Consider the following 25,013-nt stretch of genomic DNA (forward strand, 5'->3'; position numbering starts at 1 on the left):
ACAGAGGGCGGCGCAGAGCGTCGAGAGCCGTTGCTATTGGCGAGGTCGCTGGCAAGAGGCTACTCAAACCTTTCAGCGATATGGTGCTCTTCCGCGAGATCGGAGAAGCGGGTGAATTCGCCGTGGAAGGCGAGCGTGACAGAGCCAGTCGGCCCATGGCGCTGCTTGGCCACGATCACCTCGGCCTTGCCGCGCATCTCGTTCATGTCGTTTTCCCACTTGACGTATTCCTCGGTGCCGAGCTTCGGCTCGCGGTTCTTGAGGTAATATTCCTCGCGATAGACGAACATGACGACGTCGGCGTCCTGCTCGATCGAACCGGATTCGCGCAGGTCGGAGAGCTGCGGGCGCTTGTCGTCGCGGCTTTCGACCTGACGCGAGAGCTGCGACAGCGCGATGATCGGCACGGCCAACTCCTTGGCCAGCGCCTTCAGGCCCGTGGTGATCTCGGTGATTTCCTGCACGCGGTTCTGGGAAGACTTGGCGGATGAGCCCTGCATCAGCTGAATATAGTCGATGACGATCAGGTCTAGGCCGCGCTGGCGCTTCAGACGACGCGCACGGGCAGACAACTGGGCAATGGAAATACCGCCGGTCTGGTCGATGAACAGCGGGATCTTCTGCATGGTCTGAGAACAGGCGACCAGCTTTTCGAAGTCCATTTCGCTGATTTCGCCGCGGCGGATCTTGGAGGACGAGATTTCCGTCTGTTCGGAAATGATGCGGGTTGCGAGCTGTTCGGACGACATTTCGAGCGAGAAAAAACCGACCACGCCGCCATTGGCCGCCTTGAATGAGCCATCGGCCTGCTGCGCCGGCTCATACATCTCGGCGATGTTGAAGGCGATGTTGGTGGCGAGTGATGTCTTGCCCATGCCTGGACGGCCGGCGATGATGATCAGATCGGACGACTGCAGGCCGCCCATGCGGCGGTCGAGATCGCGCATGCCGGTGGCGAGGCCCGATAGACCGCCGTCACGCATATAGGCGGCGTTGGCCATGTCGACCGCGGTCTTGACCGCGTCGGTGAAGCTCTCGAAGCCGCCGTCATAGCGCCCGGTCTCGGCCAGCTCGAACAGGCGGCGCTCCGCGTCCTCGATCTGTTCGGAAGGCGACATGTCGACAGGGGCGTCATAAGCGATGTTGACCATGTCCTCGCCGACGGTGATCAGCGCCCGGCGCGTCGCCAGATCATAAATGGCGCGGCCGTAGTCGGTGGCGTTGACGACGGTGACGGCTTCCACCGCCAGCCGCACCACATACTGCGCCACCGTCATGTCGCCGACCTTTTCGTCGGCGGGCAGGAAGGTCTTGAGCGTGATCGGCGTCGCCGCCTTGCCCATCCGGATCAGCTCGGCCGCGACATCGAAGATCTTGCGGTGCAGGGGTTCGTAGAAATGGCCGGACTTCAGGAAGTCGGACACCCGGTAGAAGGCGTCGTTGTTGACGAGTATAGCGCCAAGCAGCGCCTGCTCGGCCTCGATGTTGTTGGGCGATTCGCGATAGAGCGGTTGCTCCGCCACGCTGAATTTTCGTGCTGCCTCTGCCATGATGTCCCCGATTTCAATCCCCGTCTGTCGATATCAGAACTGGACAAGTCAGTGCTGACTTATCTGCAACAGCCCGTGAAGAAGCGGCTTTGGTACGCGCGATTCACAGCCAAAATTTTTCGGTGGAAAGAATCGCAATTGACTCGAATCGAGAGTTGCGAGCTTAGCGTTTTTCGCAGGAGAACAAAACAGGAAAGTGAGCGCTGCTGACACCGCATTGCAAGGCTGTCGCGTCTCTTTCATCCTCATGCCATTGCATCGCCCCAATCCGCCCGCCGCGCCACCTTGAACGCGTCACCGTCGCGCTTGGTGAAGAGCCTTTCGCTGGCGCTGCCGTTTGCCTCGCAAAGCTTGAGCACGACCTTGCCGGAACCGGATTTCGGCGGCGCGACGACCCGCGCGGCGCGGAAGGCAGCCGGCTGGCGCGAAGCGGCGACATAGATGAATTTCTCATCTTCCCACGGTACTTCCGCCTCTTTGGCCAGGCGGTGCAGGCGCGAGCGGGCGACGCGGCGGGAAAAGTGGCACCAGTCCGGCGGTTTGAGCGGGCAGGGCGCCTCGTGCGGACAGGGCGCCAGCACATGCGCGCCGGCCGCGATCAATTGTGCGCGTACAGCTAGAATGCGCAGCCAGCCCGCCGGCGTGCCCGGCTCGACGATCAACAGCGTGTCCCTGGTGAGTTGCCATAGCCGGTCGACCATTTTGGGCAGGGACGCCGGCGCGATCTCGTCCAGCACATAGGCGCATGTGACGAGGTCGGCGGACTGGAGGTCGGCAATGTCCGTCGTGACATCGCCGGCCCGCCAGACGGTCCGCGCCGTGATCGCATCGGCGGCAAGCGTCTCACCGACCTTGCGTACCGCGGCACTCGCCTCAAGCAGCGTGGCCAGTTCCAGTTCAGGCCAGAGATCACTGGTGGCCCAAAGCACGGTGCCGGGGCCGGCGCCGACGTCGAGCAAGGTCGCGGGTGCGAAATCCGGCCGGGCTTCGGCGAGCGCATCGAGGCTGGCGCGGACCGCGGCGTAGGTCGCCGGCATCCGCGTCGCCAGATAGGCCTTGACCGCCATGTCCTGCGCCATATGCAGCCGACCGTCGCGCAATTCGGCGCGGTAGCGGTCGGACAGGGTTTTCGCCGCCTGTTTCAGGTCCGGCAGCGGCACCTTTTCCAAAAGGCGATCGACAGCCTGCCGAAGAGCGGCCGGCAGCTCCACGGCTATGCCCCTCTCGGTGCAAGCAGGATGATCGAGGCGCCAGCCATGCAGAGCGCCGCGCCGGCAAGGTCCCATCGATCGGGCCGCACGCCCTCGGCCAGCCACAACCAGGCGAGCGAGGCAGCGATGTAGATACCGCCATACGCGGCAAAGGCGCGGCCGGCCGCATTGGTGCCGACCAACGCCACAAGCCAGGCGAACACAATCAGAGAGGCAAAGCCAGGCAGCAGCCAGAGCGGCGACTTCTCCAGCCGCCACCACGCCCACACCGAAAAGCAGCCGGCGATCTCGGCAAGCGCCGCGGCTGTGTAGAGGAGATAGGTCATGAAAAAGGCCTCGCGACGATCACGAGGCCCTTTTCGGGGCAGGAGCCTGCAATGGCAAGCGCCAATAATGCGTCCCGTCAGCGCTGTCCCTATTCCGCCACCTTGCGTCGGCGGGCGGGCTTGGCGGACTTCTCGACAGGAGCCGCCTCGCGGCGGCCCATGTCACGCAACTCCAGCGCCTTCTCGCATTTGCCCATATAGTCGCGCGTCATCGGCAGCGTGTCGTTCTTCTTGGTGATCTGGAACTGGAAAATCACCAAGTCCTGCCAACGGAAGGCAGCTTCCGAGGCGGCCAGATAGAACTCCCACATGCGGCAGAAACGTTCGTCATAGATCGCCTTTGCCGTGTCCCGGTTGGCGGCGAAGCGCTGGCCCCAATGCTTCAGCGTGTCGGCATAATGGAGCCGCAGGATCTCGACGTCGGTGACCACGAGGCCGGACTTTTCGATCGCCGGCAGCACCTCGGACATTGCCGGGATGTAGCCGCCCGGGAAAATATACTTGCGGATGAAGGCGCTGGTCGCCCAAGGCACGCCGGAGCGGCCGATCGTGTGCAAAAGCATGACGCCATCAGGCTTCAGCAATGTTGCCGCCTTGTCGAAGAAGGTGCGGTAATGGTTGACCCCGACATGCTCGAACATGCCGACCGAGACAATGCGGTCGAAGCGTTCGTTGAGCTCGCGATAGTCCTTCAATTCGAAATGGACGTGGTTTTCCAGCCCTTGCGCATGGGCCCGGTCGGTGGCGACGCCATGCTGTTCCGTCGACAGCGTCACGCCCTGCACGTCGACATCGAAGGCCTTGGCCAGATAGAGGCCGAGCCCGCCCCAGCCAGAGCCGATGTCGAGCACCGTCTGGCCGGCCTTCAGCCTGAGCTTGGCGGCGATATGACGTTTCTTTGCGGCCTGCGCCTCGTCGAGCGTCATGTCCGGCTGCTCGAAATAGGCACAGGAATACTGCATGTCCTCATCGAGGAAGAGCCGGTAAAGCTCGCCCGACAGATCGTAGTGGCGTTGCACGTTGCGGCGCGAGCGCGCGGCGGTGTTGATCTGCTGTAGGCGGCGGAAGGCGTGGCGAAGGCCCTCAATGGCTTTCGACCATGTCGCGTCGATGCCGCCGCTGCCCATGTTCTGGAAGGCAATCCGCATCAGTCCGAGCACGCCGCCTTCCAGAATGTCCAGCTCGCCGTCCATGTAGGATTCAGGCACCGCCAGCATCGGATCGAAGGTGATGGCGCGCTCGGCATGGCGGGTCTTGATGTGCATGTGCACCAACTCGCCGCTGCCGTCGCCGAAGATGAATGTCGTGCCTTTCGGCCCGGTTACCTTGAGACTGCCCGTGCGCACAAGGCGGTCGAGAACGCGCTTCAACAGAATATTCATGGTCCGGTGTCCCCTCACGGTCAGACAGGCTGTCCTACTCTGCATCAATATATAGGGTTTCGAAAAGTTCCTTTTGGCACAAAAATGCCCGGGCGAGAGGCCCGGGCATTGGTCCAGAAATAACTGGAAATCGACAGCATGATCGGAGCGCCGGTCCGGCGCTCGGAGCGCATGTGATCAGGCGTTTTCTTCGCCGCCTTCGAACTCGGCATTCGGATCGAAGAAGTTTTCCGGCCGCGCATTGTCGTTGATGTCGTCGCCATAAATGGCTTCGGCGGTGGTCAGCGTCTCGCCCTTGGACTGGCGCTCGGCTTCGTCAGCCGTGCGGGCGATGTTGAGGGTGATGGTGACTTCGACTTCCGGATGCAGCGCGATCGCCACATTGGTGACACCGATGGTCTTGATTGGCTGGTTGAGCTGGATCTGGTTGCGGTTGACCGTGAAGCCTTCCGCGATCAGCAGGTCGGCGATGTCGCGCGTCGACACCGAACCGTAGAGCTGACCGGTTTCACCAGCCGAGCGAACGGCGATGAAGCTCTTGCCGTCGAGCTTTTCGGCAACCTCTGCGGCTTCCGACTTGCGCTCGAGGTTGCGGGCTTCGAGCTGGGCGCGCTGGCCTTCGAACTTCTTTTTGTTGGCTTCGTTGGCGCGCAACGCCTTGCCCTGCGGCAGCAGGAAGTTGCGGGCAAAACCGTCCTTGACCTTGACGGTATCGCCCATCTGGCCGAGGCGGGAGACGCGTTCGAGAAGGATGACGTCCATGATTATGTTCCTTTTGGTTGGGCGTCCGCCCACAAGGCCGACGCCGAATTCTCTGGAACAGGTCAGGAAGCAAAAGGGCGTTGCCGCCGGTGTCGCTGTCCTGCCTGTCGCGGCAGTTAGAGGTATTGACCTCAACTCGGGATTTGACGCTAACCGGTCATGCCCGTCATGGCCGGTGACAGGAACGGGCGGCGAACCGCCCGTTCGGAAGACTTAGCGAACCACGTAGGGCAGCAGGCCGAGGAAACGGGCGCGCTTGATCGCCTTGGCGAGCTCGCGCTGCTTCTTCTGGCTGACGGCGGTGATGCGCGACGGCACGATCTTGCCGCGCTCGGAAATGTAGCGCTGCAAAAGACGCACGTCCTTGTAGTCGATCTTCGGGGCGTTGGCGCCGGAGAACGGGCAGGTCTTGCGGCGGCGATGGAAAGGGCGCCGGGTCGGGATCTGGTTGATGTCGACCATTATTCTGCACCCCCTTCAAAACCTTCGCGCGGACGGCGCGGACCACGGTCGCCGCCTTCGCGATCGCCGAACGAACGCGGGCCACGATCGCCGCGGTCGCCGAAGCTGCGGGCCGGCCGATCGCCACGGTCGCGATCGCCGAAGCCACCGCGCTCGGAGCGCTCTTCGCGCTTCTGCATCATGGCCGAAGGGCCTTCCTCATGCGCCTCGACCTTGATGGTCAGGAAACGCAGCACGTCCTCGGACAGACCCATCTGGCGCTCCATCTCGTTGAGCGCTGCCGGCGGGCAGGTGAGGTCCATCAGCGTGTAGTATGCCTTCCGGTTCTTGTTGACCCGGTAGGTGAGGGACTTCAGTCCCCAGTTCTCGACCCGGCCGACGGACCCGCCATTCGCTGAGATGACACCCTTGTACTGTTCGACAAGCGCATCGACCTGCTGCTGCGAGAGGTCCTGCCGGGCAAGAAACACATGTTCGTAAAGAGCCATTATGGTTCAGTGCCTTTCTTCGTTTCTCTCCCGGTTCCCGGCGGCAAAAGCCTCTGCAACTTCTCTGACCCGCATGTGCCTCAAAGGCGCGGGGAAGAAAGGAGCATGACGAGACGGTCGAGAGCGGAGACACGGGAGGCGGAAGCGCTTCTGGCTTCACACGAAGGTTTTCAAAAAACCTCCGGCCCTCCGTTCAGCCCCCAGCTGGGACCGGCAGATTGGCGGCGTCTATAAACCAATCCGCTGATAAAGCAAGGCCAAGCGCCATTCCCTGATGTCGCAGGCCGCAAGGACGAGGTGGCAGCGCCGGCAAGGCCTGGCGATTTCCCGGCAACCGGCCCTTAACCACAATGTCAGGTTGTGCAGGGTTGAGCCACGCCGTCAACGGTCGATTCATCATGCAAGGCGCAAAAGCCCGATAACCGCGCATATCGAGCGGCAAGCATTTGCGGGGTAAGGATGCTTCTCAACAGATTCTGGCGCTCGAAGAGCGGCAATTTCGCGCTTCTGATGGGATTGGGGCTGCCGGCCATTCTGTCGGCCGTGGCCTTCGCGACCGACGTCTCGACCATGATGCGGGCAAAGAGCAACCTGCAGAATGCACTCGATGCGGCAAATCTTGCCTCTTCCCATCTTGGCGATCTGGACATTACCCGCACCGATGCTTTCGACCGCTATTTCCAGGCCAACATCGCCGGGCATGGTGAACTCGTCAACGCCAAGGCGACCCTGGCCGTCGACCGGGGCGTCAATTTCATCAAGACCAAGGCGGTGGCCTCGGCCGACGTCGGCTTGAATTTCGCTTTCCTGTTTGGTCAGAGCAAGCACATCGTGGTCGATGCCTCGGCGGTCGAATCGAACAATCAGCTCGAAGTCGTGCTGGTGCTGGACAATACCGGTTCTATGGCAGGCGTCCGCATTGCCGCGCTGAGAACAGCGACGAAATCGTTGCTGGACACGCTTGAAGCGACAAAGTCGCCGACGCGCGAGGTCCGCGCCTCGCTGGTTCCTTTCGTCACGGCCGTCAACGTCAATGGCGACGAATTCGATCCGTCATGGGTCGACATGGACGGTAAATCCTCAACCAATGGCGTCAATTTCCCAGTCGTAGATGGCAAGCGGCCCAATCATATGGCGCTGTTCAAGCAGCTCAAGGAGAATGGATGGACCGAGCCCGGATGGAACGGCACAGGATGGAAGGGCTGCGTCGAGGCGCGACCGGGCGCTTACAATATTTCGGACACCCCACCCGATCCGGCCAAACCCGACTCTCTGTTCGTTCCGTATTTTGCACCGGACGACCCGGAAGATGCCCAGATGCCGTCAGCGTCCTATGGCAATTCGGCTAAATATTACAATAACTCCTATCTGGACGACGTCAGCGACAAGGCCAAGCTCGCCAAGCAGAAAGGCAACCTCCTGCGTATCGATTTCAGTGATCTTCTTGGCGATGTGTTGGCGCCTGGAAATTCCGCCAAGGAAAAGATCGCCAAATATGTCGCGCCCGCCAGGGAACTCATCACCGAGACCGGCTCCGCCATCACCGTAGGCCCGAACCGTGCGTGTCCGACACCGGTGGTTCCCCTGACCGGCGATTTCGACAAACTGCGCAAGGCAGCCAGTCAGATGACTGAGTGGAACGGCTCCGGGACCAATGTTTCCGAGGGCCTGTCATGGGGCATGCGCGTGCTCTCGCCTGGCGCGCCGTACACTGACGGCGCGCCATGGAAAACACCAGGCGTTAGCAAGATCGTGCTGCTGCTCACCGACGGCGAGAATGTCGTTTATGGCGCCAGCGAACAGCCAACCAAATCCGACTACACATCTTATGGCTATCTCGCGGGTGGCCGTTTCGGATCGGACAACCAGACGGCAGCGGCGCGCAACGTCGACGGGTGGACCAAGAGCGTCTGCACTCAATTGAAGGATGAGGGCGTGCAAATCTACACCATGGTGCTACAATCCGACACCGCCGCCAACCGCACCCTTTACAGCGCCTGCGCCTCGGCCCCCAGCGACTATTGTGCCGTCAACGATCCGACCAAGCTGCCGAACGTGTTTCTGCAGATCGCCAACAAATTTTCGAAGCTGCAACTGACGAACTGAGTTGGCTGATCCGAAGGCGCGCGGCAGGGAAATCAATCGCCCGCCGATCGGTTCAACTCGTATGGGGGACGACCTTGTCGACCGTTTCGGGGAAGAAGTCGGGCGCGGCATGGCGCTTGCCGAACATCATGTCATACTGGATCAGCTGGAAATCGCGGATCGCCGGGTCGATCTCCTTCTGACGCGACCAGTCGGGCGTGGCCGCGCCGGCCGGGGTGAGCAGCAGGTTGCGGTCGACAACGCGATAGCGCTCCCGCATCTCGCCCAGGAAGCCGGTGTAGTAAGGATGGGTGATGCCGGCGGCGGTGAGGATATGATAGGGCAGGAACGCGGGGCTGACCGTGCCCAGGTTCTCGACCGGGCCCGAGCGGTTCGACCAGATGATCAGCGGTGTCGCGTGATGTTCGAGGGCGGCTTCCGGCGTCGCTTCCTTGCGCGGTGCGACGTTGTCCTTCAGGAAGCCGGTCTCGACATAGACCGGTCCGAGCGGCGGCAGGTGGTCACCGAAAAACGCGACAATCGTCGGCCGCTCGCGCGTCTTGGCCCATTCGATCAGCCGTTCAAGGCCGCGATCCGCGTCGGCTGAACCTTCGGCGTAAGAGAGCAGCGAGTCGCGCGCCCACTGGCTGATCGGCGCTTGCACCGAATGGGTCGGGTTCGAATAACGGTTCGGTTCATAGGGGCCGTGGTTCTGCAGGCTGACGGCGAAGAAGAACACCGGGTCCTCGCTGGCGTCCGCTTCGCGTATGATCTCGTCGGTCATCGCCGCGTCGGATGCCAGCGGTCCGCGCTTTTCCATGGGCGCCAGCGTCTCTTCCGATTTGAAGTCGTTGAAACCGAAATCGGCATAGACCGCCCCGCGGTTCCAGAACCAGTTCGTGCCTGGATGGATGGCGCGTGCCCTATAGCCTTCGCTCTTCAGGAAGGTCGCCATCGACGGCGTCGGGGTGCGGACATATTGCTGGTAGGGGATGCTGCCGGCCGGCAGGAAAGCATTGGAAAAGCCGGTCAGCGCTTCGAATTCGATGTTGGCGGTCATGCCGCCGAATTCGGGCGAGAACATCGAGCCCGAGCGGAGCGCCCGCACATTGGGCATCGGATCGGGGTTAATGGTGACTCCGGGCAGCTTGGTTGGATCCCAGAAGGATTCGCTCATGACGATGATGATGTCCGGCTTCTGGGCCGGCACCGAGGCGGTCACCTCGGGCCGCTCGATCGCCGCGATCGCCTTGTCGGAATAGCCCGGCGGTGCCGAGACATGCGCCATCGGCACGTTGAGCGCGAAGGCGAGCGCGAAGCCGTTGGAGGCGTAGTTTTCCTTCTGGTCCCACATGATCGGGATGATCTGCAGCCGGTCCCGGGTCCACGAGAAGGTGGCGTAATCCATGATCGAGACGAAGAAGGCGAGCAGCGGCACCGCCAACGTCAGCCGGGCAAGGCGGCCCTTGCGGCTGAGGGCCGGAATCTTGCGGCGCCATAGCCGCCAGCCATAGACGAGCAGGGACAGGCCGGCGACGATGCCCGCGACCATGGCCAGCGCCGTCACTGGCCGCTCACGCACCAAGAGCGGCAACAGGGCGAAGATCTGGCGGGCGTAGAGGAAGTCCGTCGGGTAGAGGGGATCGCCGAGATAATGCGACTTCTGGTGGCCGACAAAGGCCAGCGACAGGGTCAGCGGCGCAACGATCATCAGGCTCTGATGACTGCGGCCGAGGACCGCGTCGAGACCGATCAGGACCAGCGCGAAGACGACGATGGTTGTCCAGCCCGGCTTGAACGGCTGCAGGAAGAAGGAAACGGTGCCGGCGATATCACCGCGCACGATCAATTCGATGGCGAACACTAGGACGGCCGAGATCGCTAGGCTGATCAGCCCGTAGCGGACAACAGGCCATCTACGACCCGGCAGATAGCCGGTGGACGGATCGTCTTCCAGGAACTGCGGCGCCGCGTTGCCGGCGCGTTTGAAACTCTTTGCCACTTTAACTTCCCGCCCGAAGACAACCCACGTCATTCGATTGTCATATAATTGTCACGCAAAGCTAGCGCCTGTGGCGGAAATAAGAAGAGCCAGCGAACGATTCGTGAGCGGTTTTCATCAGGTGTGATCGCCAAAAAGCCTTTCGGAACAGGCACTCACACAGGGATGGGCCCATTGCCATGGGCTGAAGTGGCTTGACTTGGCGGCCTGCCTTGCGTCACAGGCAGGAAAAATTCGTAGTATCAGGCAAGCAAAACCAGTCAGGGGAGCCCTCGCATGGCCGTTGCATTCACCTTTCCGGGACAGGGTAGCCAGGCTGTAGGGATGGGCAAGGATCTTGCCGATGCCTTTCCCGAGGCACGCAGGATTTTCCAGGAAGTCGATGACGCGCTCGGTGAAAACCTGTCGAAGCTGATCTGGGAAGGTCCCGAAGAGACGTTGACGCTGACGGCCAATGCGCAGCCGGCGCTGATGGCGGTGTCGCTGGCGGCGATCAGGGCGCTGGAAACGCGCGGTTTCTCGCTGAAGGACAAGATCGCTTATGTCGCCGGCCATTCGCTGGGCGAATATTCGGCACTCGCCGCCGCCGGCTTCGTTTCCGTTGCCGATGCCGCCCGTCTGCTGCGCATCCGCGGCAACGCCATGCAGGCAGCGGTGCCGGCCGGCGAGGGCGCCATGGCGGCGATCATCGGGTTGGAGCAGGCCGATGTCGAAGCCGCCTGCGTTGAGGCCGCCCTGGGGGCTGGCAAGGGGGCCGTCTGCCAGGTGGCGAACGACAATGGCGGCGGCCAACTGGTCATATCGGGGGCGAAGGCGGCGGTTGAACTGGCAGCGAAACTGTGCACCGCAAAAGGCGCCAAACGGGCGCTGATGCTGCAGGTTTCGGCGCCCTTCCATTCCGCGCTGATGACGCCGGCGGCCAATGTCATGCGTGAGGCACTTGCCGGCGTGACAACGACCGCGCCCATCGTTCCCGTGGTGTCCAACGTATCGGTGCAGCCGTCCACCGATCCTGACGGGATCGCCGGGCGCCTGGTCGAGCAGGTGACCGGTCGCGTCCGCTGGCGCGAAACGGTGGAATGGTTCGGCGCCAACGGCGTCACCACGCTTTACGAGATCGGTGCCGGCAAGGTGCTTTCAGGATTGGCTCGTCGCATCAACCGCGACATCGCCACCGCCTCCGTGGGTTCCGCAGCCGAGGTGGAGGCGGCTGTGGCTGCGCTGTGACTTGAATTCTTCGCCGCCGACATCTTCTTTGACGACTTTTTGGAGATATCGGATTGGGGATTACCGCGTAATCTGCGATGTACAGGACAGGCGGCTGGTCATTCTGGTGGTAACGATTGGCCATCGGGGTGATGTTTATCGATAACCGTCCGTACGATTTGAGAAGAGGACAAGAGATGTTCGAACTGACCGGCCGCAAGGCGCTTGTTACCGGCGCATCGGGGGGCATCGGCGAGGCCATCGCCAGGGTGTTGCATGCGCAAGGCGCGACCGTCGGCCTGCACGGCACGCGCGTCGAGAAACTGGAGACGCTGGCCTCCGAACTGGGCGACCGGGTCAAGCTGTTCCCGGCCAACCTGTCGAACCGCGACGAGGTCAAGGCACTCGGCCAGAAGGCGGAGGCCGATCTGGAGGGCGTCGACATCCTGGTCAACAATGCCGGCATCACCAAGGACGGCCTGTTCGTGCGCATGTCGGACGCCGACTGGGATACGGTGCTGGAGGTCAATCTCACCGCCGTTTTCCGGCTGACCCGTGAACTCACTCACCCGATGATGCGCCGCCGCCATGGGCGCATCATCAACATCACTTCGGTGGTCGGGGTGACCGGCAATCCCGGCCAGGCGAATTACTGCGCCTCCAAGGCCGGCATGATCGGCTTGTCCAAATCGCTGGCGCAGGAGATCGCCACCCGCAACATCACCGTCAACTGCGTCGCGCCGGGCTTCATCGAATCGGCAATGACCGACAAGCTCAATGACAAGCAGAAAGAGGCGATCATGGCGGCCATCCCCACCAGGCGCATGGGCACCAGTGCCGAAGTCGCATCCGCCGTTGCCTATCTGGCTTCGAATGAGGCAGCCTACGTAACCGGGCAGACCATTCATGTGAATGGCGGTATGGCGATGATCTGAGCGAGGTCCGAGAGCAACACCGACGGGCTGTGAAAACCCACCATTTCGGCTTGGACCTCGGCTATTTTTCGTGTAATGCGGCCCGCAACCCGGCGGTTCGGGCAAAACCGGTCCGTGGCCGTTGCGTTTCCGGCAGGACCATCTTTCAGCTTGATTAGCGGCATTCCGCCCGCTAACGAAGACAGACAAACAAAAGACGAGGATGCCCCAAATGAGTGACACCGCAGAGCGCGTCAAGAAGATCGTCATCGAGCACCTTGGCGTCGATGCCGACAAAGTGACGGAGCAGGCGAGCTTCATCGATGATCTGGGCGCTGACAGCCTCGACACAGTTGAACTCGTCATGGCGTTCGAAGAAGAATTCGGCGTCGAGATCCCCGATGACGCGGCCGAGACCATCCTGACGGTCGGCGATGCGGTGAAGTACATCGACAAGGCTTCGGCCTGACGCTTTTCGCAGTGGTCACCGGGGAGGACCTGCGATGAGGCGTGTCGTCGTCACGGGCCTTGGCCTGGTTTCGCCGTTCGGTATGGGCTTCGAGCACGGCTGGAAGGAACTGCTGACCGGCCGCAGCGCTGCCAAGCGCGTCACCGAGTTCGAGGTGGACGATCTTGCCTGCAAGATCGCCCACGTCATTCCGCGCGGCGACGGCTCCAACGGCACGCTCAATCCCGAAGCCATTCTTGAGCCGAAGGAACTTCGCAAGATCGGCGACTTCATCCTGTACGGGATCGCGGCCGCCGATGAAGCGCTGAAGGATTCGGGCTGGCAGCCTTCAACCGAGGAGGAGCGTTGCGCCACCGGTGTGCTGATCGGCTCCGGTATCGGCGGTCTTGAGGGCATCGCCGAGAACGCGATCATCCTCAAGGAACGCGGCCCGCGCCGCATCAGCCCGTTCTTCATTCCCGGAAACATCATCAATCTCGTTTCGGGCCAGGTTTCGATCCGGCACGGGTTGAAAGGCCCCAACCACGCAGTCGTCACCGCTTGCTCGACCGGTGCGCACGCCATTGGAGACGCCGCCCGGCTGATCATCTTCGGCGATGCCGACATCATGCTGGCTGGCGGCGCCGAATCGCCGGTGACCCGGCTGTCGCTCGCCGGCTTCGCCGCGTGCCGGGCGCTGTCGACCGAGCGCAACGATACCCCGCAAACGGCCTCGCGGCCCTATGACCGCGACCGTGACGGCTTCGTCATGGGCGAGGGCGCCGGCGTCCTCGTGCTGGAGGAGCTCGAGCATGCCAAGGCGCGCGGCGCCAAGATCTATGCCGAGGTGACCGGCTACGGCCTGACCGGCGACGCCTATCACATCACCGCACCGGCTGAAGATGGCGACGGCGCTTTCCGTTGCATGACGGCGGCATTGAACCGGGCAAAGCTTACGCCGGCCGATGTCGACTACATCAATGCGCACGGCACCTCGACCATGGCCGATACGATCGAACTCGGCGCTGTCGAGCGGCTGGTCGGCGATGCGGCGTCGAAGATCTCGATGTCGTCGACCAAATCGTCGATCGGCCATTTGCTGGGAGCGGCAGGCGCGGCCGAGGCGATCTTTTCGATCCTCGCCATCCGCGACAATATCGCACCGGCGACCATCAACCTCGACAATCCAGAACGCGAAACCGCGATCGACCTGGTGCCGAACAAGCCACGCGCCCGCCAGATCGACGTGGCACTGTCCAATTCCTTCGGCTTTGGCGGCACCAACGCCTCGCTCGTCTTCCAGCGGTATAATGGCTGACGGTCCGGTTGCCGGACAATGCTTTGGCGTGTCGTGAATTTTGCCATATTCACCCCTACTCTGCCGCAGGGGATTCGTTGAGAGATCGAACGGTAGGGCGACATGAACACTAATCCGTCGGGCAACGGAGAATTCGGGCAAAGGCCGGCGAACACCGGGCCAATCGTGCCGAAGACGGCCAGCGAAGCCTTGCGGCCGGAAGCCGGAACACCGCCGCCGAAACGCTCGCGCGCTTCGCGCAGCCAGGTCGTCGTGTTCATGAACTTCGTCCTCTCCGCGGTGATGCTGATGGTTCTGGCGGCGGGCGTGGCCCTCTATTTCGGCAAGCAGGAATTTACCGAACCCGGCCCATCCGCTAATGGCGACACTTTCCTTGTCAAGCCCAGCACCGGGGTCCAGGACATTGCCGACCAGCTCGAGCGCCGCGGACTGATCAGCGACGCCCGCGTGTTCCGCCTCGGCGTGCGTGCCTTCGGCAACGATTCCGCGCTCAAGGCCGGTGAGTACGAGATCAAGCCCAGGGCATCCATGCGCGACATCATGGAACTGCTGAAGAGCGGCAAGTCGGTGATGTATTCGCTGACTATTCCCGAGGGGCTGACGGTCGAGCAGGCCTTGCAGCGCATCGCCGACGAACCCGCTTTGAGCGGCGATATGCCGGCGAAGACGCCCCCCGAGGGCAGCCTTGCCACCGACACGCTACGCTTCACGCGTGGCGCAACGCGTCAGCAGATGGTCGACAAGCTGCTCGCCGATCAGAAGAAACTGGTCGATGAGGTGTGGCAGCGGCGCGCGCCGGATCTGCCCCTGGCCAGTGTCGAGGACTTTGTCACCCTGGCCTCGATCGTCGAGAAGGAAACCGGCAAGGGCGATGAACGCTCACGCGTGGCCGCCGTCTTCCTGAACCGGTTGGCCAAGGGCATGCGTCTACAGTCCGATCCGACCATCATCTACGGTCTGTTTGGCGGCAAGGGCAAGCCGGCGGATCGCCCGATCTATCAGTCCGACATCCAGAAGCAGACGCCTTACAACACCTATGTGATCAGCGGCTTGCCGCCGACACCGATCGCCAATCCGGGCCGCGCGGCCCTTGAGGCCGTGGCCAATCCGTCGAAGACCGAAGATCTCTATTTTGTCGCCGACGGCACGGGCGGTCATGTCTTTGCCTCGACACTGAACGAGCATAATGAAAACGTCGCCCGCTATCGCGCGCTGCAGAAGAAGCAGGCCGATGAGGCAGCCAAGGCTGCTGCTGCCGCCGGTACCGGCGGCAGTGCCGACACGCCTGCTGACGACAAGCCTGCTGACGACAGGCCTGCCATTGACAGCGGCACCGATGGCGACAATGGCGATGCGGGCGGTGATGCGGGCGCGGCCCAGTAAGGCGAAGAAAAGCGTTGCCTGGAAGGCGGCGGCCTGACATTTGAAGGAACGCCAGGCGTCCGATTTCGACGTATTCGCGGAGTGATCATTTTAAGCCGCACTTGTCCCTCCGGAAAACCGGTTTCGGGGTGAGGCGCCAGGGATGTGCAGGCGACATGAATTTGCAGAGCATGACCGGTTTTGCGCGCGCCGTCGCCGAGCATGACGGCACCTCCATTGCCTGGGAAGTCAAATCCGTCAACGGCAAGAGCGTTGAGGTGCGGTTGCGGCTGCCTCAGGGGTTCGAGCGGTTGGAGCCTGTGCTTCGGCAAACGCTGCAGAAGCGTTTCGCGCGCGGCAACTTCCAGGCGACGCTGACCATCGGCCGTGCCGCCGGCGCCCAGGCGCAACCAGTGGTCAACGAGGTGTTTCTGAAAGATCTCGCCGGCCTGGCCAAGCGATTGCAGGAACAGTTCGGCGTTGCGCCCGCGACGGCTGACGGATTGCTGTCGCTGCGTGGTGTGCTCGACGTTCCCGAAACCATCGAAACCGACGAGGCGCGGGCCGCGCTCGACACCGCCATCATGGCCGCGCTCGACGTGGCGCTGAACGGCCTGGAACAGGCCCGGCAGGGCGAAGGTGCCGCACTGGCCCTGCTCTTGTCAGGTCATATCGACACCATCGAGACACTGACGCTGCGCGCGGAAGCGGACCCGTCGCGCGAGACGGTGGCGATCCGCGAACGCATCGCCGAGCAGGTCAGGCTGTTGATGGACGCATCCGCCAATCTGGATGCAAGCCGATTGCACATGGAGGCGGCGTTTCTTGCCACCAAGGCCGATATTCGCGAAGAAATCGACCGGCTGAAAACGCACGTCGCGTCTGGCCGGGCCTTGCTCGAGGGCGGCGGCGCCGTTGGCCGCAAGCTCGATTTTCTGGCACAAGAATTTAACCGTGAATCGAATACGCTGTGTTCGAAGTCGAATGCCGCCGCCGTCACCGCGATCGGGCTGGAACTGAAGGCGGTCGTCGACCAGTTTCGTGAACAGGTCCAGAATCTGGAGTAGCCGATGGTTGCCAAGGAACCGATGGTTGCCAGGGATTTGGGATCCCGCATCCGCCGCCGGGGCTTGATGCTCGTCCTGTCGTCACCATCGGGTGCCGGCAAGTCGACGATCGCGCGCAACCTTCTGGAGAGCGATTCCAGCCTCGAACTGTCGGTCTCGGTCACCACAAGGCCTCGCCGCGGCTCGGAAATCGAGGGCGTTCACTACCATTTCAGCACGATGCGCGAATTCGAGCGGCTGCGGGATTCCGACGCGCTGCTCGAGTGGGCCGAAGTGCATGGGAATTGCTATGCGACGCCGCGCGAGCCTGCCGAACTGGCGCTGGCGCAGGGACGCGACATGCTGTTCGACATCGACTGGCAGGGCGCCCAGCAGCTCAAGGAGAAGATGCGCGCCGACATCGTCTCGATCTTCATCCTGCCTCCGTCGATGAAGGAATTGAAGGCTCGGCTGAAGCGCCGCGCCGAGGATCAGGAAGCAGTGATCGAGACGCGGCTCAAGAACGCCCGCAACGAGATCGAGCACTGGAAGGAATATGACTTCGTCATCGTCAACGACGATCTAGACCGTGCTTTCGCTGAAGTGCGCGGCATCGTCGTGGCCGAGCGGCTGCGCCGCGACCGCCGGCCGGGTCTTTTCGATTTCGTATCGGGCTTGCTGGACGAGAAGACGGATTGACCGCTTTTTTCCTTCTCTCCAGACAGCCCTGCGTGAGCGGGGAGGAGAGAGCTAAACCGCATTGGTCAACCGCACGAACTCCTCGACGCTAAGCGTTTCGGCGCGTCGTGTCGGGTCGATCCCCACTCGTTCGAGCAAGGCCTCGCCGCCAAGGCTTTTCACGCTTTGCCGCAACATCTTTCGGCGTTGGCCGAAGGCGGCTTCCGTGACTCGACCGAGTTTCTTCACATCGGCCGGCAGGGGTGTCGTGCGGGGTTCGAGATGCACCACCGAAGAGGTGACCTTGGGCGGTGGCGTGAAGGCCTGAGGCGGCACGTCGAAGGCGATCCTGGCCTGCGTGCGCCAGCCGGCGAGCACACTCAGCCTGCCATAGGCGTCGCTGTCGGGCGCTGCGACGATGCGCTGGGCGACCTCGCGCTGGAACATCAAAGTCATCGAGGCATAGAACGGCGGCCAGTCCGTGACCGTCAGCCATCGGACCAGCAGTTCCGTGCCAATGTTGTAGGGCAGATTGGCCACGATCCGCACTTGCCCATTGTCTCCAGCCGCCGCGGCGAGGGCGGCGAAGTCGGTCTTCAGCGCGTCGCCCGAAATCACCTCCAGCCGGCCGGGGTAATGAGCCGAGATTTCGGCAAGCGCTGCCAGGCAGCGTTCGTCGCGTTCTATGGCGACGACCCGGCGGGCGCCGTTGGAAAGCAGCGCCCTCGTCAGCCCTCCGGGCCCAGGCCCGACCTCGATCACCGTGGCATTTGTCAGGTCGCCGGCGCTGCGCGCGATCTTGCCTGTCAAATTGAGGTCGAGCAGGAAGTTCTGCCCAAGCGCCTTTTTCGCCTGCAGTCCATGACGCTCGATGACGTCGCGCAGCGGTGTCAGCCCATCGATGCTCATCAGGCCCCGGCCTTCGCGTGGGTGTCGGCGAGTTTTCTGGCGAGCTTCAGCGCCGCGATCAGGCTGTCGGGCCGCGCGATGCCCTTGCCGGCGATGTCGAAGGCGGTGCCGTGGTCCGGCGAGGTGCGGATGAAGGGCAGCCCCAGCGTGACATTGACCGCGTCGTCGAAGGCCAGCGCCTTGGCCGGGATCAAGGCCTGATCGTGATACATGCAAAGTGCTGCGTCGTAGCCTGCTCGCGCACGGGCATGGAACAGCGTGTCGGCGGGCAGGGGGCCGAAAGCATCGATGCCTTCGGCGCGCAGGATGTCGACCGCCGGGCGCACGACATGCTCGTCTTCCGTGCCCATGGAGCCGCCTTCGCCGGCATGCGGATTGAGGCCGGCAATGGCGAGCCGCGGCTTGGCGATACCGAAGCGGCTGGCAAGGTCGGCCGCGGTGATGCGCGCGGTTGCAACGATCAATTCGGTGCTCAGGGCCTTCGGCACCTCGGCCAGGGCGATGTGGATGGTGACGGGAACCGTGCGCAGGTCCGGGCCTGCCAGCATCATCACCGGCATCGCCTCGACGCCGCTGTGCCGAGCCGCGAGATGCGCCAGATATTCGGTGTGGCCGGGAAAAAGGAAGCCCGCATCGTAGAGCGGCTTCTTGGCAATCGGGCAGGTCACGATGGCGGCGGCCTCACCGGCAAGGCAGGCGGCGACCGCTCGGTCGATCGCTTCGACGATGCCGGCCGCATTGGCCGGGTCCGGCCGGCCGGGGCTGTCGATGAAGCGGGCCGTCAGCGGAACGACCGGCAAGGCGTGGCCAAAGACCTCGGTCGCCTGCACCGGCGTCACCTCCTCGACGGGCAGCAAAACGCCGAGGTGCCGCGCGCGTGTGGCGACCGCAGCCGGGTCGGCCAGCAGATAGAAGGGGGGCAAGCCGACATCGTCACGCGCAAGGAAGGCGGCGATGGCTATTTCAGGGCCGATACCGGATGGGTCGCCGACACTCAACGCCAGCGCGGTCATCGCGCTACCCACGTCAGCGCTTGACGATGCGGGCTTTGGCCTTCAGCTCGTCGACATATTTCTTGCTGAGATCGTCTGCGGCCTTGTCGTTGGAACCTTCGCTCTGGAACACCATCTGGGCGGTCTTGTCGTCGGACACTTCGCGCGAAGAGCAAATGCCGATGAATTCGACGCCGCGTTCGGTCTCGCGCGTAACGGTGGCGCCGCCGACCTTGGTCGCTTTGATCTGCTCGGCCCAGTCTGGCGGCAGTTGCGGTGCCAGAATCCGGCCGAGATCACGAACCGTGACGTCGATCAGGCCCTTGGCGAACTCGCGCGTCGTGTTGCAGCCGTTGAAGCGAGCGCGCATGGCGTCGGCCTCGCGCTTGCGCTTGGCCAGCGTCGCGCTGCGTTCGGCCGCGGGCACGACGAAGATGACCTGCTGCAGCATGTATTCCATGGCGCTCGGCTTGGCGCCGCCCTTGTCGAGCATGCGTCGCACCGCGTCCTGTTCGGTCACGCTGCCGCCTTCGCCGGAACGGTAGCGCGCGCTCAGGGCCTGATTCCAGGCCATCTGGGCGCGGATGAACTCCTTGAAATGATCCTTGCCGACACCGGATTTTTCCATGACGCCGTCGAGTTGGCCGAGCTGCATTTTGTTGTTGGTGGCAAAGCGCTGATAAGCGGCCTCGACCTGGGCATCGTTGATGCGGATGCCAAGCCGCCTGGCCTCGGCGAGGCGCAGCGTTTGGTCGATCATTTCCTGGCCAGCATCACCCTTTTTGCGCTGCAGCTTCAGGAAGGCGGCACGATGGGCGATATCACCGGTGGTGATCGGTATGTCGTTGACGACGTATTTGATCTCGCTGGCGAAAGCCGGCGGCGTCATGACGGTCATCGACACGGATGTCGCCGCCACAAGCAACGCGAACCCTGCTGAAAAGAGGTATTTCCTCATCCTTGGCATCCCAATTCTATTCCCGGCTCCGCCCGTTCCGTCCCCTTCCGGATGCGCGAATCCGTGCCAGCCCTATGCGGCGAAACGATGTCGCCGCCTATTGGATGGTGTCGACTCCGTTGCTCGACGAGCCGAAGTCGCCGAGGGTACGGAACGAGAGGTTGAATCCGATGCTCTGCGTCACTTCCCTGGTGTTCAGGTCACGCGACTGCGCGTACGTCATCAGATAGGTGAAGCAGGAATCGTTGTAGGCGAAGCCCACCCCGTCCTTGACCAGCAGGCCCTCCTGCAAATCGTAGGTTCCTGTCCCGAACACGCGCCAGTTCTCGGCAAGATGCGTGGATGCGCCGAGCGTGACCTCGTGACGGTCGCTGGTGAAACCGTAGAGCGGCTGGGCCTGGATGAAGGCATACTTGGCGCTCAACGACACCGGCAGGCCGGAATAGGCCGCTTTCAGCTCGGCGCGGCGGATCTCGAAGCTCTGTTCGTCGAACCGGCCGCTCACCGATGCCGCGAATCCATTGGGGCTGGTTATGCCAAACAGGCCGACATAGTCGGACTTGGTGGTCTCAAGGCCTGAATTTGCTCCGACATTGACGAGGTCGGGTGCCGCGAAGGAGTTCTCGCCGCCAATCTGATAGGATTGGCCGAAGATGGCATTGGTGCCCCAGCCATTGATGTAGGAGCCGGAATAGCGCAGCCCGACATTGGCACGCGAGCCACCCTCGATACGGTCATAACCGGAGAACTTGTCGCGCTCGAACAGCGTGGTCGCATCGAAAACCATGCTCTGCGCGTCTTCGTTCGGAACGGAGAGGCCGCCGACATACTGTTCGTTCGGACGCAGGAACACCTGCGCCATCGGCTCGACAACGTGGCTCGACCCGCTGGCCAGCGAGAACAACAGGGGCCAGCTCATCTCGAGCCCGGCAGTCGCCATGTAGCGGGCAAAGGACGAGCGCATGTCTTCGCTGGTATTTATCACAGGGTTGGCGGCCATCTCCTGAATGGCCGCGAGCGAAGCTGATGAAGCTCGGACGTAGTCAACGTCGCCCTGGAATGCCAGCAGCGGTGTCAACACCAGCCCGTCATCGGTGACGAAGCTCCGTTTCCACTCCGCCTCAGCGGTGAGGCGGCCGGACTCGCCTTCGATACCGCGCACGCGCTGCGCAAACGTAGAAGAGTCGTATGGCGTGTTGAAAGCCTCGTCGAGATCTTCGCGGCGGATGACGCGCGTATTGACGTTGAGCGACAACTGGCCGCCGGCGACCGATGTGTCGGGGATATAGGCATAGTCGAGCGAGGGCAGCACCCAGGGCTGCTGACCGCTTCGCGCGGCGGGATTGTCGTTGGGCGTATCTTCCTGGACCTCGAAATGCATGGCGCGCACGTCGAAATAATTTCGGTCATTGAGGCCCGTGAGGTAGACCGAGGACTGATGGACGTACGAATTGTACTTGGCGATGTTGTAGGTATTCGAGAAGTTCTTGTCGGTCTGCAGCAACACGTCCCAGCCGAAATTCCAGCGTTCGTTGATGGCGAACTGCCCTTGCGTGCCCATCATGCCGCGGAACTTGTTCGGATCGCCCACCGCACCGGAATCGATATTGTGGCCAGCGGTCGAGGGGAACGCGGCGCCGTCGAGGAAGTCGTCCGGATTCTGCTGCTGGATCCCGGCGACCTTAAATGTGTATTCGCCGTTGTTGAAGCGCTGGCGCCATTCGGCTTCGCCAAGGAAGCCCTGCTTGGTGTAACCGCTTCCGGTCACAGTCAGATCATATGTCGGCGAAAGGGCGAAATAATAGGGAACCTTGACGCTGTACCCCAGATGGCTGTTGTAGCCGATGCTGGGGATCAGGAAGCCGCTCTTGCGCTTCACTGTGGGATCGGCGATCTCGAACGCCGGCAGGTAGGCCAGCGGAAAGCCGAAGAACTCGAAATTCGCGTTCTCGAAGCGAACCGTCTTCTTCTCACCGTTCCAGATGATCTTCCTGGCTTTGACGCGCCATGTCGGCGCCTTGTCGGGCTTGTCCTCGCAAGGTTCGCAGGCGGTGTAGACGCCATTGTGGAAGGTGGTCAGCACACCGCCCATGCGTTCGGCGCTTTCGGCGGCGAAATAGGCCTTGTCGACCGTTTCAACGCGCAGCGCGTTGACGAAACCGTCGGCGAAATCGTCGGTGATGTCGATGTGCTGCGAATTGATCTTGGTGCCGTCGCTGTTGACGATCTCGACATTGCCGCTGGCAACCATCCGCTTGGTGTTGCGGTTGTAGACGACCTTCTGGGCGACGAGGCGGTTGCCGCCGTAGTCGATCTGCACGCCGCCGACGGCGGTCACGGTCTGGTTGTCGTTGTTGTATTCCAGCGTGTCGGCGGCCAGCAGCATCTGCGAACCGGATGGAACGGTGGTCGCCAAGTTGCCGACCTCCTGCGCGAAGGCCGGCAGCGGGACGCCGCAGGCAAGCAGGCACGCCAGGGCGCTCGCCGCATAAAGGCGCGCCAAATGGGCCTGCCTGTCGCTGGGCAAAAACGCCTCCCTCACTAGCCGTCTTCCTTGTATAGCAGGAAAGTCACCCCGAAGAACATAGCTACCACGACCGGCACCCAGGCGGCTATGGCTGTCGGCACGAACCCCGCCACGCCGAACGCCTTCACCAGCACCGAAACGACATAAAGCAGAAACCCGGCAACGACGCCACCCAGAATCATCGTTGCCGATTGTCCCATCCTCGCAAACCGCATTGAAACTGTTGCAGCAATCAGCGTCATGGCGACGAGCAGGAACGGCAACGCCACCAGCGAATCAAACTGCATGGCAAAGGCATTTGCCTTGAGGCCGAAGGAACGGGCAACCTCGATTTTTCCGGGCAGGTCATAGAAGGGAATTGTCTCCGGGCGCGCCAGCCGCTCCTGCACGAATTCCGGCTTCAGATTGGTCGGCACACGATCGCTCGCGACGGGCTGGATGGTGCCGTTCCTGAAGGTCTTTACATCCTGCAATTCCCAATAGCCGTCGCGCAGGTAGGCTTGTGCGGCGTCCTTGCGCTCGACGATGTTGCCTTGCTGGTCGAGGATGAAAAACACGGCATCGGCCATCTCCAGGCCCTGGTCGAGGATGGCCCGCGCGCCGATGATCGTGTCGCCGGAACTGGTTTTCTGGCGAATCCAGGGCGCGGCATCGGCTGAAACGGTATTGGATTTGCCGGAGCGCAGCTCGGTCTCGATCTGTTCGGACAAGGAGAAAGCGTGGGCGGCAAGCGGGTTGATGATCCCGACCGACACGACGCCGAACAGCAATGCGCCGATGCAGCACGGCAAAAGGAACTGCCAGGCGGAAACGCCCGCGGACCGCGCGATGACGAGTTCGTAACGTCGGTTGAGCGAAACCAGCGTCGCCATCGCCGAGAACAAGCCAACAAACGGCACCGTCTGCAGCATGATCATGGGCATTCGAAGGCCTGAAATGGCCATCGCCGTCCCATAGGTGAAGCCCGGCAGGCCAGTGGTGCGGCCCGACAATTCCGTGAAATCGATCAGGAATACCAGCGCGAGAAGGCCGATGAAGAACCAGATCGTGATCGCCACGTAACGGAAGAAGAAGTAACGGCCCAGCGTCCAGCCCATCAGCCGACTCCCTGGCCCGAGGTGTCGCGCCTGGACAAACGCGCCTTGAGGGCATTCCACCCTTCACCGATGCGGCCGGCCAGGTTTGTCATCCAGTCCGCCCAGGCAACCGGCAGTTCCATGGTCCTGTTCGACACGATGAACCAGATCGCCACCGCGGAAGCCGCGATCGGTATGCCATAGACCACATAGGAATATTGCGGGACCTCGTCGGCCTTGCTCGCGGCGAAGAATCCCAGCCAGCGTACGAACAGCGATATCGCGATAGCGGTGATCAGCGGATTGACGCGCGCCTCGCGATGCGAACGCGCGTCTCCCGCGACCGCGAGCGCGATCAGTGCGAAAACCATGGAGTATGTCCATTCCGAAAACCGCTGGTCGACCTCCGCCCGGTACTCCTGCGGACTTTGCTGGTAGTTCTTGTCGTTGGGGCTTGGATTGAGCAGGTACTGGGTGGTCTGGTCCTTTGGCAGGAGCGTTACCTGGTTGGCCGCCGACATAAAGGCCGACATGTCGAAGGCATAGGACGTGAACCGGATGACACTGAGGTCGCCTGTCAGCGTCTTGCGATGGATGACGCCGTCATTCATCATCAACACCTTTTCGCCGCCCCGCTCGATGATGCTGCCGGTCTTGGCATAATAGACGAGATTGACGCCTTCCTCACGGGAATCGGCGACGAAGATGCCACCCAGCCGGTTGTCGGGAAGCCGCTCGCCAATCTGCAGGAACAGTCCTTCCTCGATCTTGCGGAAGGTGCCTTCCTGAATGATCAGCGACAAAAGGTCGGCGCGCGACTCCGCCACCAGGGCGCGGTTCTTTTGTCGTGCATAGGGGTCGATCCCGTTGTCCACGGCGAACGAAAAGACGCTGGCGGCCAGCGCCAGCAGCATGATCGGCCGCACGATGAGCCAGCGCGAGGCACCCGATGCATTGACCACCGCGAGTTCCGAATCCGAATTCATCACGCTGAGTGTCTGCGCGACCGCCACCACGAGCGCGAAAGGTACGACGATCGGAACGATGGACGGGAGAATGAGAGACGCGACCTCGAAGAAAGTCAAAGCCGACTGGCCGCTGTCGGTGACCAGATTGATCTTGGCCAGCACCTGCGTCGTCCACACGATGGCCAGCGTCCAGACCAGCGCTGCGATGAAGACAACGAAAGTGCGGCGCATGATGTAGCGTTCAATGACCTTCATGAAGGCTTTACTCGATTTTCTCGAACGGCATCATGCCACCACGCTAAGGGTAGCTGTCCGGCCACGCCCGCACAACTGGCTCCGTTGG

General features: G+C 62.3%; 22 protein-coding genes and 1 pseudogene. 9 read left to right on the forward strand and 14 right to left on the reverse strand.

Going from position 1 to position 25,013, the window contains the following annotated elements; all coding sequences use genetic code 11:
- Positions 1–59: 59 nt before the first annotated feature.
- The 7 genes from AC3CB8_RS16015 to rpsF all read right to left on the reverse strand — a co-directional run bounded on the left by AC3CB8_RS16015 (position 60) and on the right by rpsF (position 6,181).
- Positions 60–1,550 carry a replicative DNA helicase gene (locus AC3CB8_RS16015; protein WP_023782882.1) on the reverse strand — a complete coding sequence of 497 codons (1,491 nt, stop codon included), beginning with the start codon at positions 1,548–1,550 and terminating at the stop codon, positions 60–62.
- 245 nt (positions 1,551–1,795) lie between these two features.
- Entirely contained in the window at positions 1,796–2,761 is a 966-nt protein-coding gene (locus AC3CB8_RS16020; RefSeq protein ID WP_352546615.1) for a small ribosomal subunit Rsm22 family protein, read from the reverse strand.
- A gap of 2 nt (positions 2,762–2,763) precedes the next feature.
- Positions 2,764–3,087 carry a YnfA family protein gene (locus AC3CB8_RS16025; protein ID WP_352565119.1) on the reverse strand — a complete coding sequence of 108 codons (324 nt, stop codon included), beginning with the start codon at positions 3,085–3,087 and terminating at the stop codon, positions 2,764–2,766.
- Positions 3,088–3,176: 89 nt separating this feature from the next.
- Complete coding sequence (locus AC3CB8_RS16030; RefSeq protein ID WP_023782885.1) at positions 3,177–4,469, reverse strand: cyclopropane fatty acid synthase; 1,293 nt, start codon at positions 4,467–4,469, stop codon at positions 3,177–3,179.
- A 177-nt stretch (positions 4,470–4,646) separates the two neighbouring features.
- On the reverse strand, positions 4,647–5,231 hold the full coding sequence (rplI, locus tag AC3CB8_RS16035) for a 50S ribosomal protein L9 (protein ID WP_023773390.1): 585 nt from the start codon (positions 5,229–5,231) through the stop codon (positions 4,647–4,649).
- Positions 5,232–5,444: 213 nt separating this feature from the next.
- Positions 5,445–5,693, reverse strand: a complete 249-nt coding sequence (gene rpsR / locus AC3CB8_RS16040) for a 30S ribosomal protein S18 (RefSeq protein ID WP_006203718.1) — start codon at positions 5,691–5,693, stop codon at positions 5,445–5,447.
- On the reverse strand, positions 5,693–6,181 hold the full coding sequence (rpsF, locus tag AC3CB8_RS16045; RefSeq protein ID WP_015318508.1) for a 30S ribosomal protein S6: 489 nt from the start codon (positions 6,179–6,181) through the stop codon (positions 5,693–5,695). The genes rpsR and rpsF overlap by 1 nt, the downstream gene beginning before the upstream one ends.
- A gap of 459 nt (positions 6,182–6,640) precedes the next feature.
- Between rpsF and AC3CB8_RS16050 the strand changes: the two genes are divergently transcribed.
- Entirely contained in the window at positions 6,641–8,287 is a 1,647-nt protein-coding gene (locus tag AC3CB8_RS16050; RefSeq protein WP_352565122.1) for a pilus assembly protein TadG-related protein, read from the forward strand.
- 52 nt (positions 8,288–8,339) lie between these two features.
- Here AC3CB8_RS16050 and AC3CB8_RS16055 read toward each other — a convergent pair whose 3' ends face one another.
- Positions 8,340–10,301, reverse strand: a complete 1,962-nt coding sequence (locus tag AC3CB8_RS16055; RefSeq protein WP_352565124.1) for an LTA synthase family protein — start codon at positions 10,299–10,301, stop codon at positions 8,340–8,342.
- A 243-nt stretch (positions 10,302–10,544) separates the two neighbouring features.
- Between AC3CB8_RS16055 and fabD the strand changes: the two genes are divergently transcribed.
- The 8 genes and pseudogenes from fabD (at position 10,545) to gmk (ending at position 17,261) form a co-directional block, all read left to right on the forward strand.
- Complete coding sequence (fabD, locus tag AC3CB8_RS16060; protein WP_023773393.1) at positions 10,545–11,495, forward strand: ACP S-malonyltransferase; 951 nt, start codon at positions 10,545–10,547, stop codon at positions 11,493–11,495.
- A gap of 22 nt (positions 11,496–11,517) precedes the next feature.
- Positions 11,518–11,640, forward strand: a pseudogene (locus AC3CB8_RS16065) (type II toxin-antitoxin system RelE family toxin); the annotation flags it as partial.
- Positions 11,641–11,671: 31 nt separating this feature from the next.
- Positions 11,672–12,409: a 3-oxoacyl-[acyl-carrier-protein] reductase gene (gene fabG / locus AC3CB8_RS16070; RefSeq protein ID WP_023782888.1), complete on the forward strand. Its 738-nt coding sequence runs from the start codon at positions 11,672–11,674 to the stop codon at positions 12,407–12,409.
- A 211-nt stretch (positions 12,410–12,620) separates the two neighbouring features.
- A complete protein-coding gene (locus AC3CB8_RS16075; protein ID WP_006203723.1) occupies positions 12,621–12,857 on the forward strand; it encodes an acyl carrier protein in 237 nt (78 codons plus the stop codon).
- Between the two features lie 34 nt (positions 12,858–12,891).
- A complete protein-coding gene (gene fabF / locus AC3CB8_RS16080) occupies positions 12,892–14,154 on the forward strand; it encodes a beta-ketoacyl-ACP synthase II (RefSeq protein ID WP_023773396.1) in 1,263 nt (420 codons plus the stop codon).
- A gap of 102 nt (positions 14,155–14,256) precedes the next feature.
- Positions 14,257–15,537, forward strand: coding sequence for an endolytic transglycosylase MltG (mltG, locus tag AC3CB8_RS16085; protein ID WP_352565126.1), 1,281 nt, complete (start codon positions 14,257–14,259; stop codon positions 15,535–15,537).
- A gap of 155 nt (positions 15,538–15,692) precedes the next feature.
- Positions 15,693–16,583 carry a YicC/YloC family endoribonuclease gene (locus tag AC3CB8_RS16090; protein ID WP_023773398.1) on the forward strand — a complete coding sequence of 297 codons (891 nt, stop codon included), beginning with the start codon at positions 15,693–15,695 and terminating at the stop codon, positions 16,581–16,583.
- Between the two features lie 21 nt (positions 16,584–16,604).
- Entirely contained in the window at positions 16,605–17,261 is a 657-nt protein-coding gene (gmk, locus tag AC3CB8_RS16095) for a guanylate kinase (RefSeq protein ID WP_352565208.1), read from the forward strand.
- Between the two features lie 51 nt (positions 17,262–17,312).
- Here the strand turns inward: gmk and rsmA are convergent, their stop codons facing one another.
- The 6 genes from rsmA to lptF form a co-directional block, all read right to left on the reverse strand.
- Entirely contained in the window at positions 17,313–18,149 is an 837-nt protein-coding gene (gene rsmA, locus AC3CB8_RS16100) for a 16S rRNA (adenine(1518)-N(6)/adenine(1519)-N(6))-dimethyltransferase RsmA (protein ID WP_352565129.1), read from the reverse strand.
- On the reverse strand, positions 18,149–19,162 hold the full coding sequence (gene pdxA, locus AC3CB8_RS16105) for a 4-hydroxythreonine-4-phosphate dehydrogenase PdxA (RefSeq protein ID WP_352565131.1): 1,014 nt from the start codon (positions 19,160–19,162) through the stop codon (positions 18,149–18,151). Before pdxA ends, rsmA begins: the two co-directional genes overlap by 1 nt.
- Positions 19,163–19,175: 13 nt before the next feature.
- Positions 19,176–20,108, reverse strand: coding sequence for a peptidylprolyl isomerase (locus tag AC3CB8_RS16110; RefSeq protein ID WP_023773401.1), 933 nt, complete (start codon positions 20,106–20,108; stop codon positions 19,176–19,178).
- An 88-nt stretch (positions 20,109–20,196) separates the two neighbouring features.
- Positions 20,197–22,641 carry an LPS-assembly protein LptD gene (locus tag AC3CB8_RS16115; protein ID WP_023773402.1) on the reverse strand — a complete coding sequence of 815 codons (2,445 nt, stop codon included), beginning with the start codon at positions 22,639–22,641 and terminating at the stop codon, positions 20,197–20,199.
- Positions 22,641–23,726, reverse strand: coding sequence for an LPS export ABC transporter permease LptG (gene lptG / locus AC3CB8_RS16120; RefSeq protein WP_352565210.1), 1,086 nt, complete (start codon positions 23,724–23,726; stop codon positions 22,641–22,643). The genes AC3CB8_RS16115 and lptG overlap by 1 nt, the downstream gene beginning before the upstream one ends.
- A complete protein-coding gene (gene lptF, locus AC3CB8_RS16125; protein WP_023773404.1) occupies positions 23,723–24,925 on the reverse strand; it encodes an LPS export ABC transporter permease LptF in 1,203 nt (400 codons plus the stop codon). Before lptF ends, lptG begins: the two co-directional genes overlap by 4 nt.
- Positions 24,926–25,013: the final 88 nt, after the last annotated feature.

It is taken from the genome of Mesorhizobium sp. P160927, assembly GCF_057766385.1.

Coding starts and splice junctions, on each gene's coding strand:
- AC3CB8_RS16030 (WP_023782885.1), bottom strand. CDS start 4,469: ATGAATATTCTGTTGAAGCGCGTTCTCGACCGCCTTGTGCGCACGGGC.
- AC3CB8_RS16110 (WP_023773401.1), bottom strand. CDS start 20,108: ATGCCAAGGATGAGGAAATACCTCTTTTCAGCAGGGTTCGCGTTGCTT.
- rpsF (WP_015318508.1), bottom strand. CDS start 6,181: ATGGCTCTTTACGAACATGTGTTTCTTGCCCGGCAGGACCTCTCGCAG.
- mltG (WP_352565126.1), top strand. CDS start 14,257: ATGAACACTAATCCGTCGGGCAACGGAGAATTCGGGCAAAGGCCGGCG.
- lptF (WP_023773404.1), bottom strand. CDS start 24,925: ATGAAGGTCATTGAACGCTACATCATGCGCCGCACTTTCGTTGTCTTC.
- AC3CB8_RS16050 (WP_352565122.1), top strand. CDS start 6,641: ATGCTTCTCAACAGATTCTGGCGCTCGAAGAGCGGCAATTTCGCGCTT.
- pdxA (WP_352565131.1), bottom strand. CDS start 19,162: ATGACCGCGCTGGCGTTGAGTGTCGGCGACCCATCCGGTATCGGCCCT.
- AC3CB8_RS16015 (WP_023782882.1), bottom strand. CDS start 1,550: ATGGCAGAGGCAGCACGAAAATTCAGCGTGGCGGAGCAACCGCTCTAT.
- gmk (WP_352565208.1), top strand. CDS start 16,605: ATGGTTGCCAGGGATTTGGGATCCCGCATCCGCCGCCGGGGCTTGATG.
- rsmA (WP_352565129.1), bottom strand. CDS start 18,149: ATGAGCATCGATGGGCTGACACCGCTGCGCGACGTCATCGAGCGTCAT.
- fabF (WP_023773396.1), top strand. CDS start 12,892: ATGAGGCGTGTCGTCGTCACGGGCCTTGGCCTGGTTTCGCCGTTCGGT.
- AC3CB8_RS16090 (WP_023773398.1), top strand. CDS start 15,693: ATGAATTTGCAGAGCATGACCGGTTTTGCGCGCGCCGTCGCCGAGCAT.
- fabG (WP_023782888.1), top strand. CDS start 11,672: ATGTTCGAACTGACCGGCCGCAAGGCGCTTGTTACCGGCGCATCGGGG.
- rplI (WP_023773390.1), bottom strand. CDS start 5,231: ATGGACGTCATCCTTCTCGAACGCGTCTCCCGCCTCGGCCAGATGGGC.
- AC3CB8_RS16055 (WP_352565124.1), bottom strand. CDS start 10,301: ATGACGTGGGTTGTCTTCGGGCGGGAAGTTAAAGTGGCAAAGAGTTTC.
- AC3CB8_RS16075 (WP_006203723.1), top strand. CDS start 12,621: ATGAGTGACACCGCAGAGCGCGTCAAGAAGATCGTCATCGAGCACCTT.
- fabD (WP_023773393.1), top strand. CDS start 10,545: ATGGCCGTTGCATTCACCTTTCCGGGACAGGGTAGCCAGGCTGTAGGG.
- rpsR (WP_006203718.1), bottom strand. CDS start 5,693: ATGGTCGACATCAACCAGATCCCGACCCGGCGCCCTTTCCATCGCCGC.
- AC3CB8_RS16025 (WP_352565119.1), bottom strand. CDS start 3,087: ATGACCTATCTCCTCTACACAGCCGCGGCGCTTGCCGAGATCGCCGGC.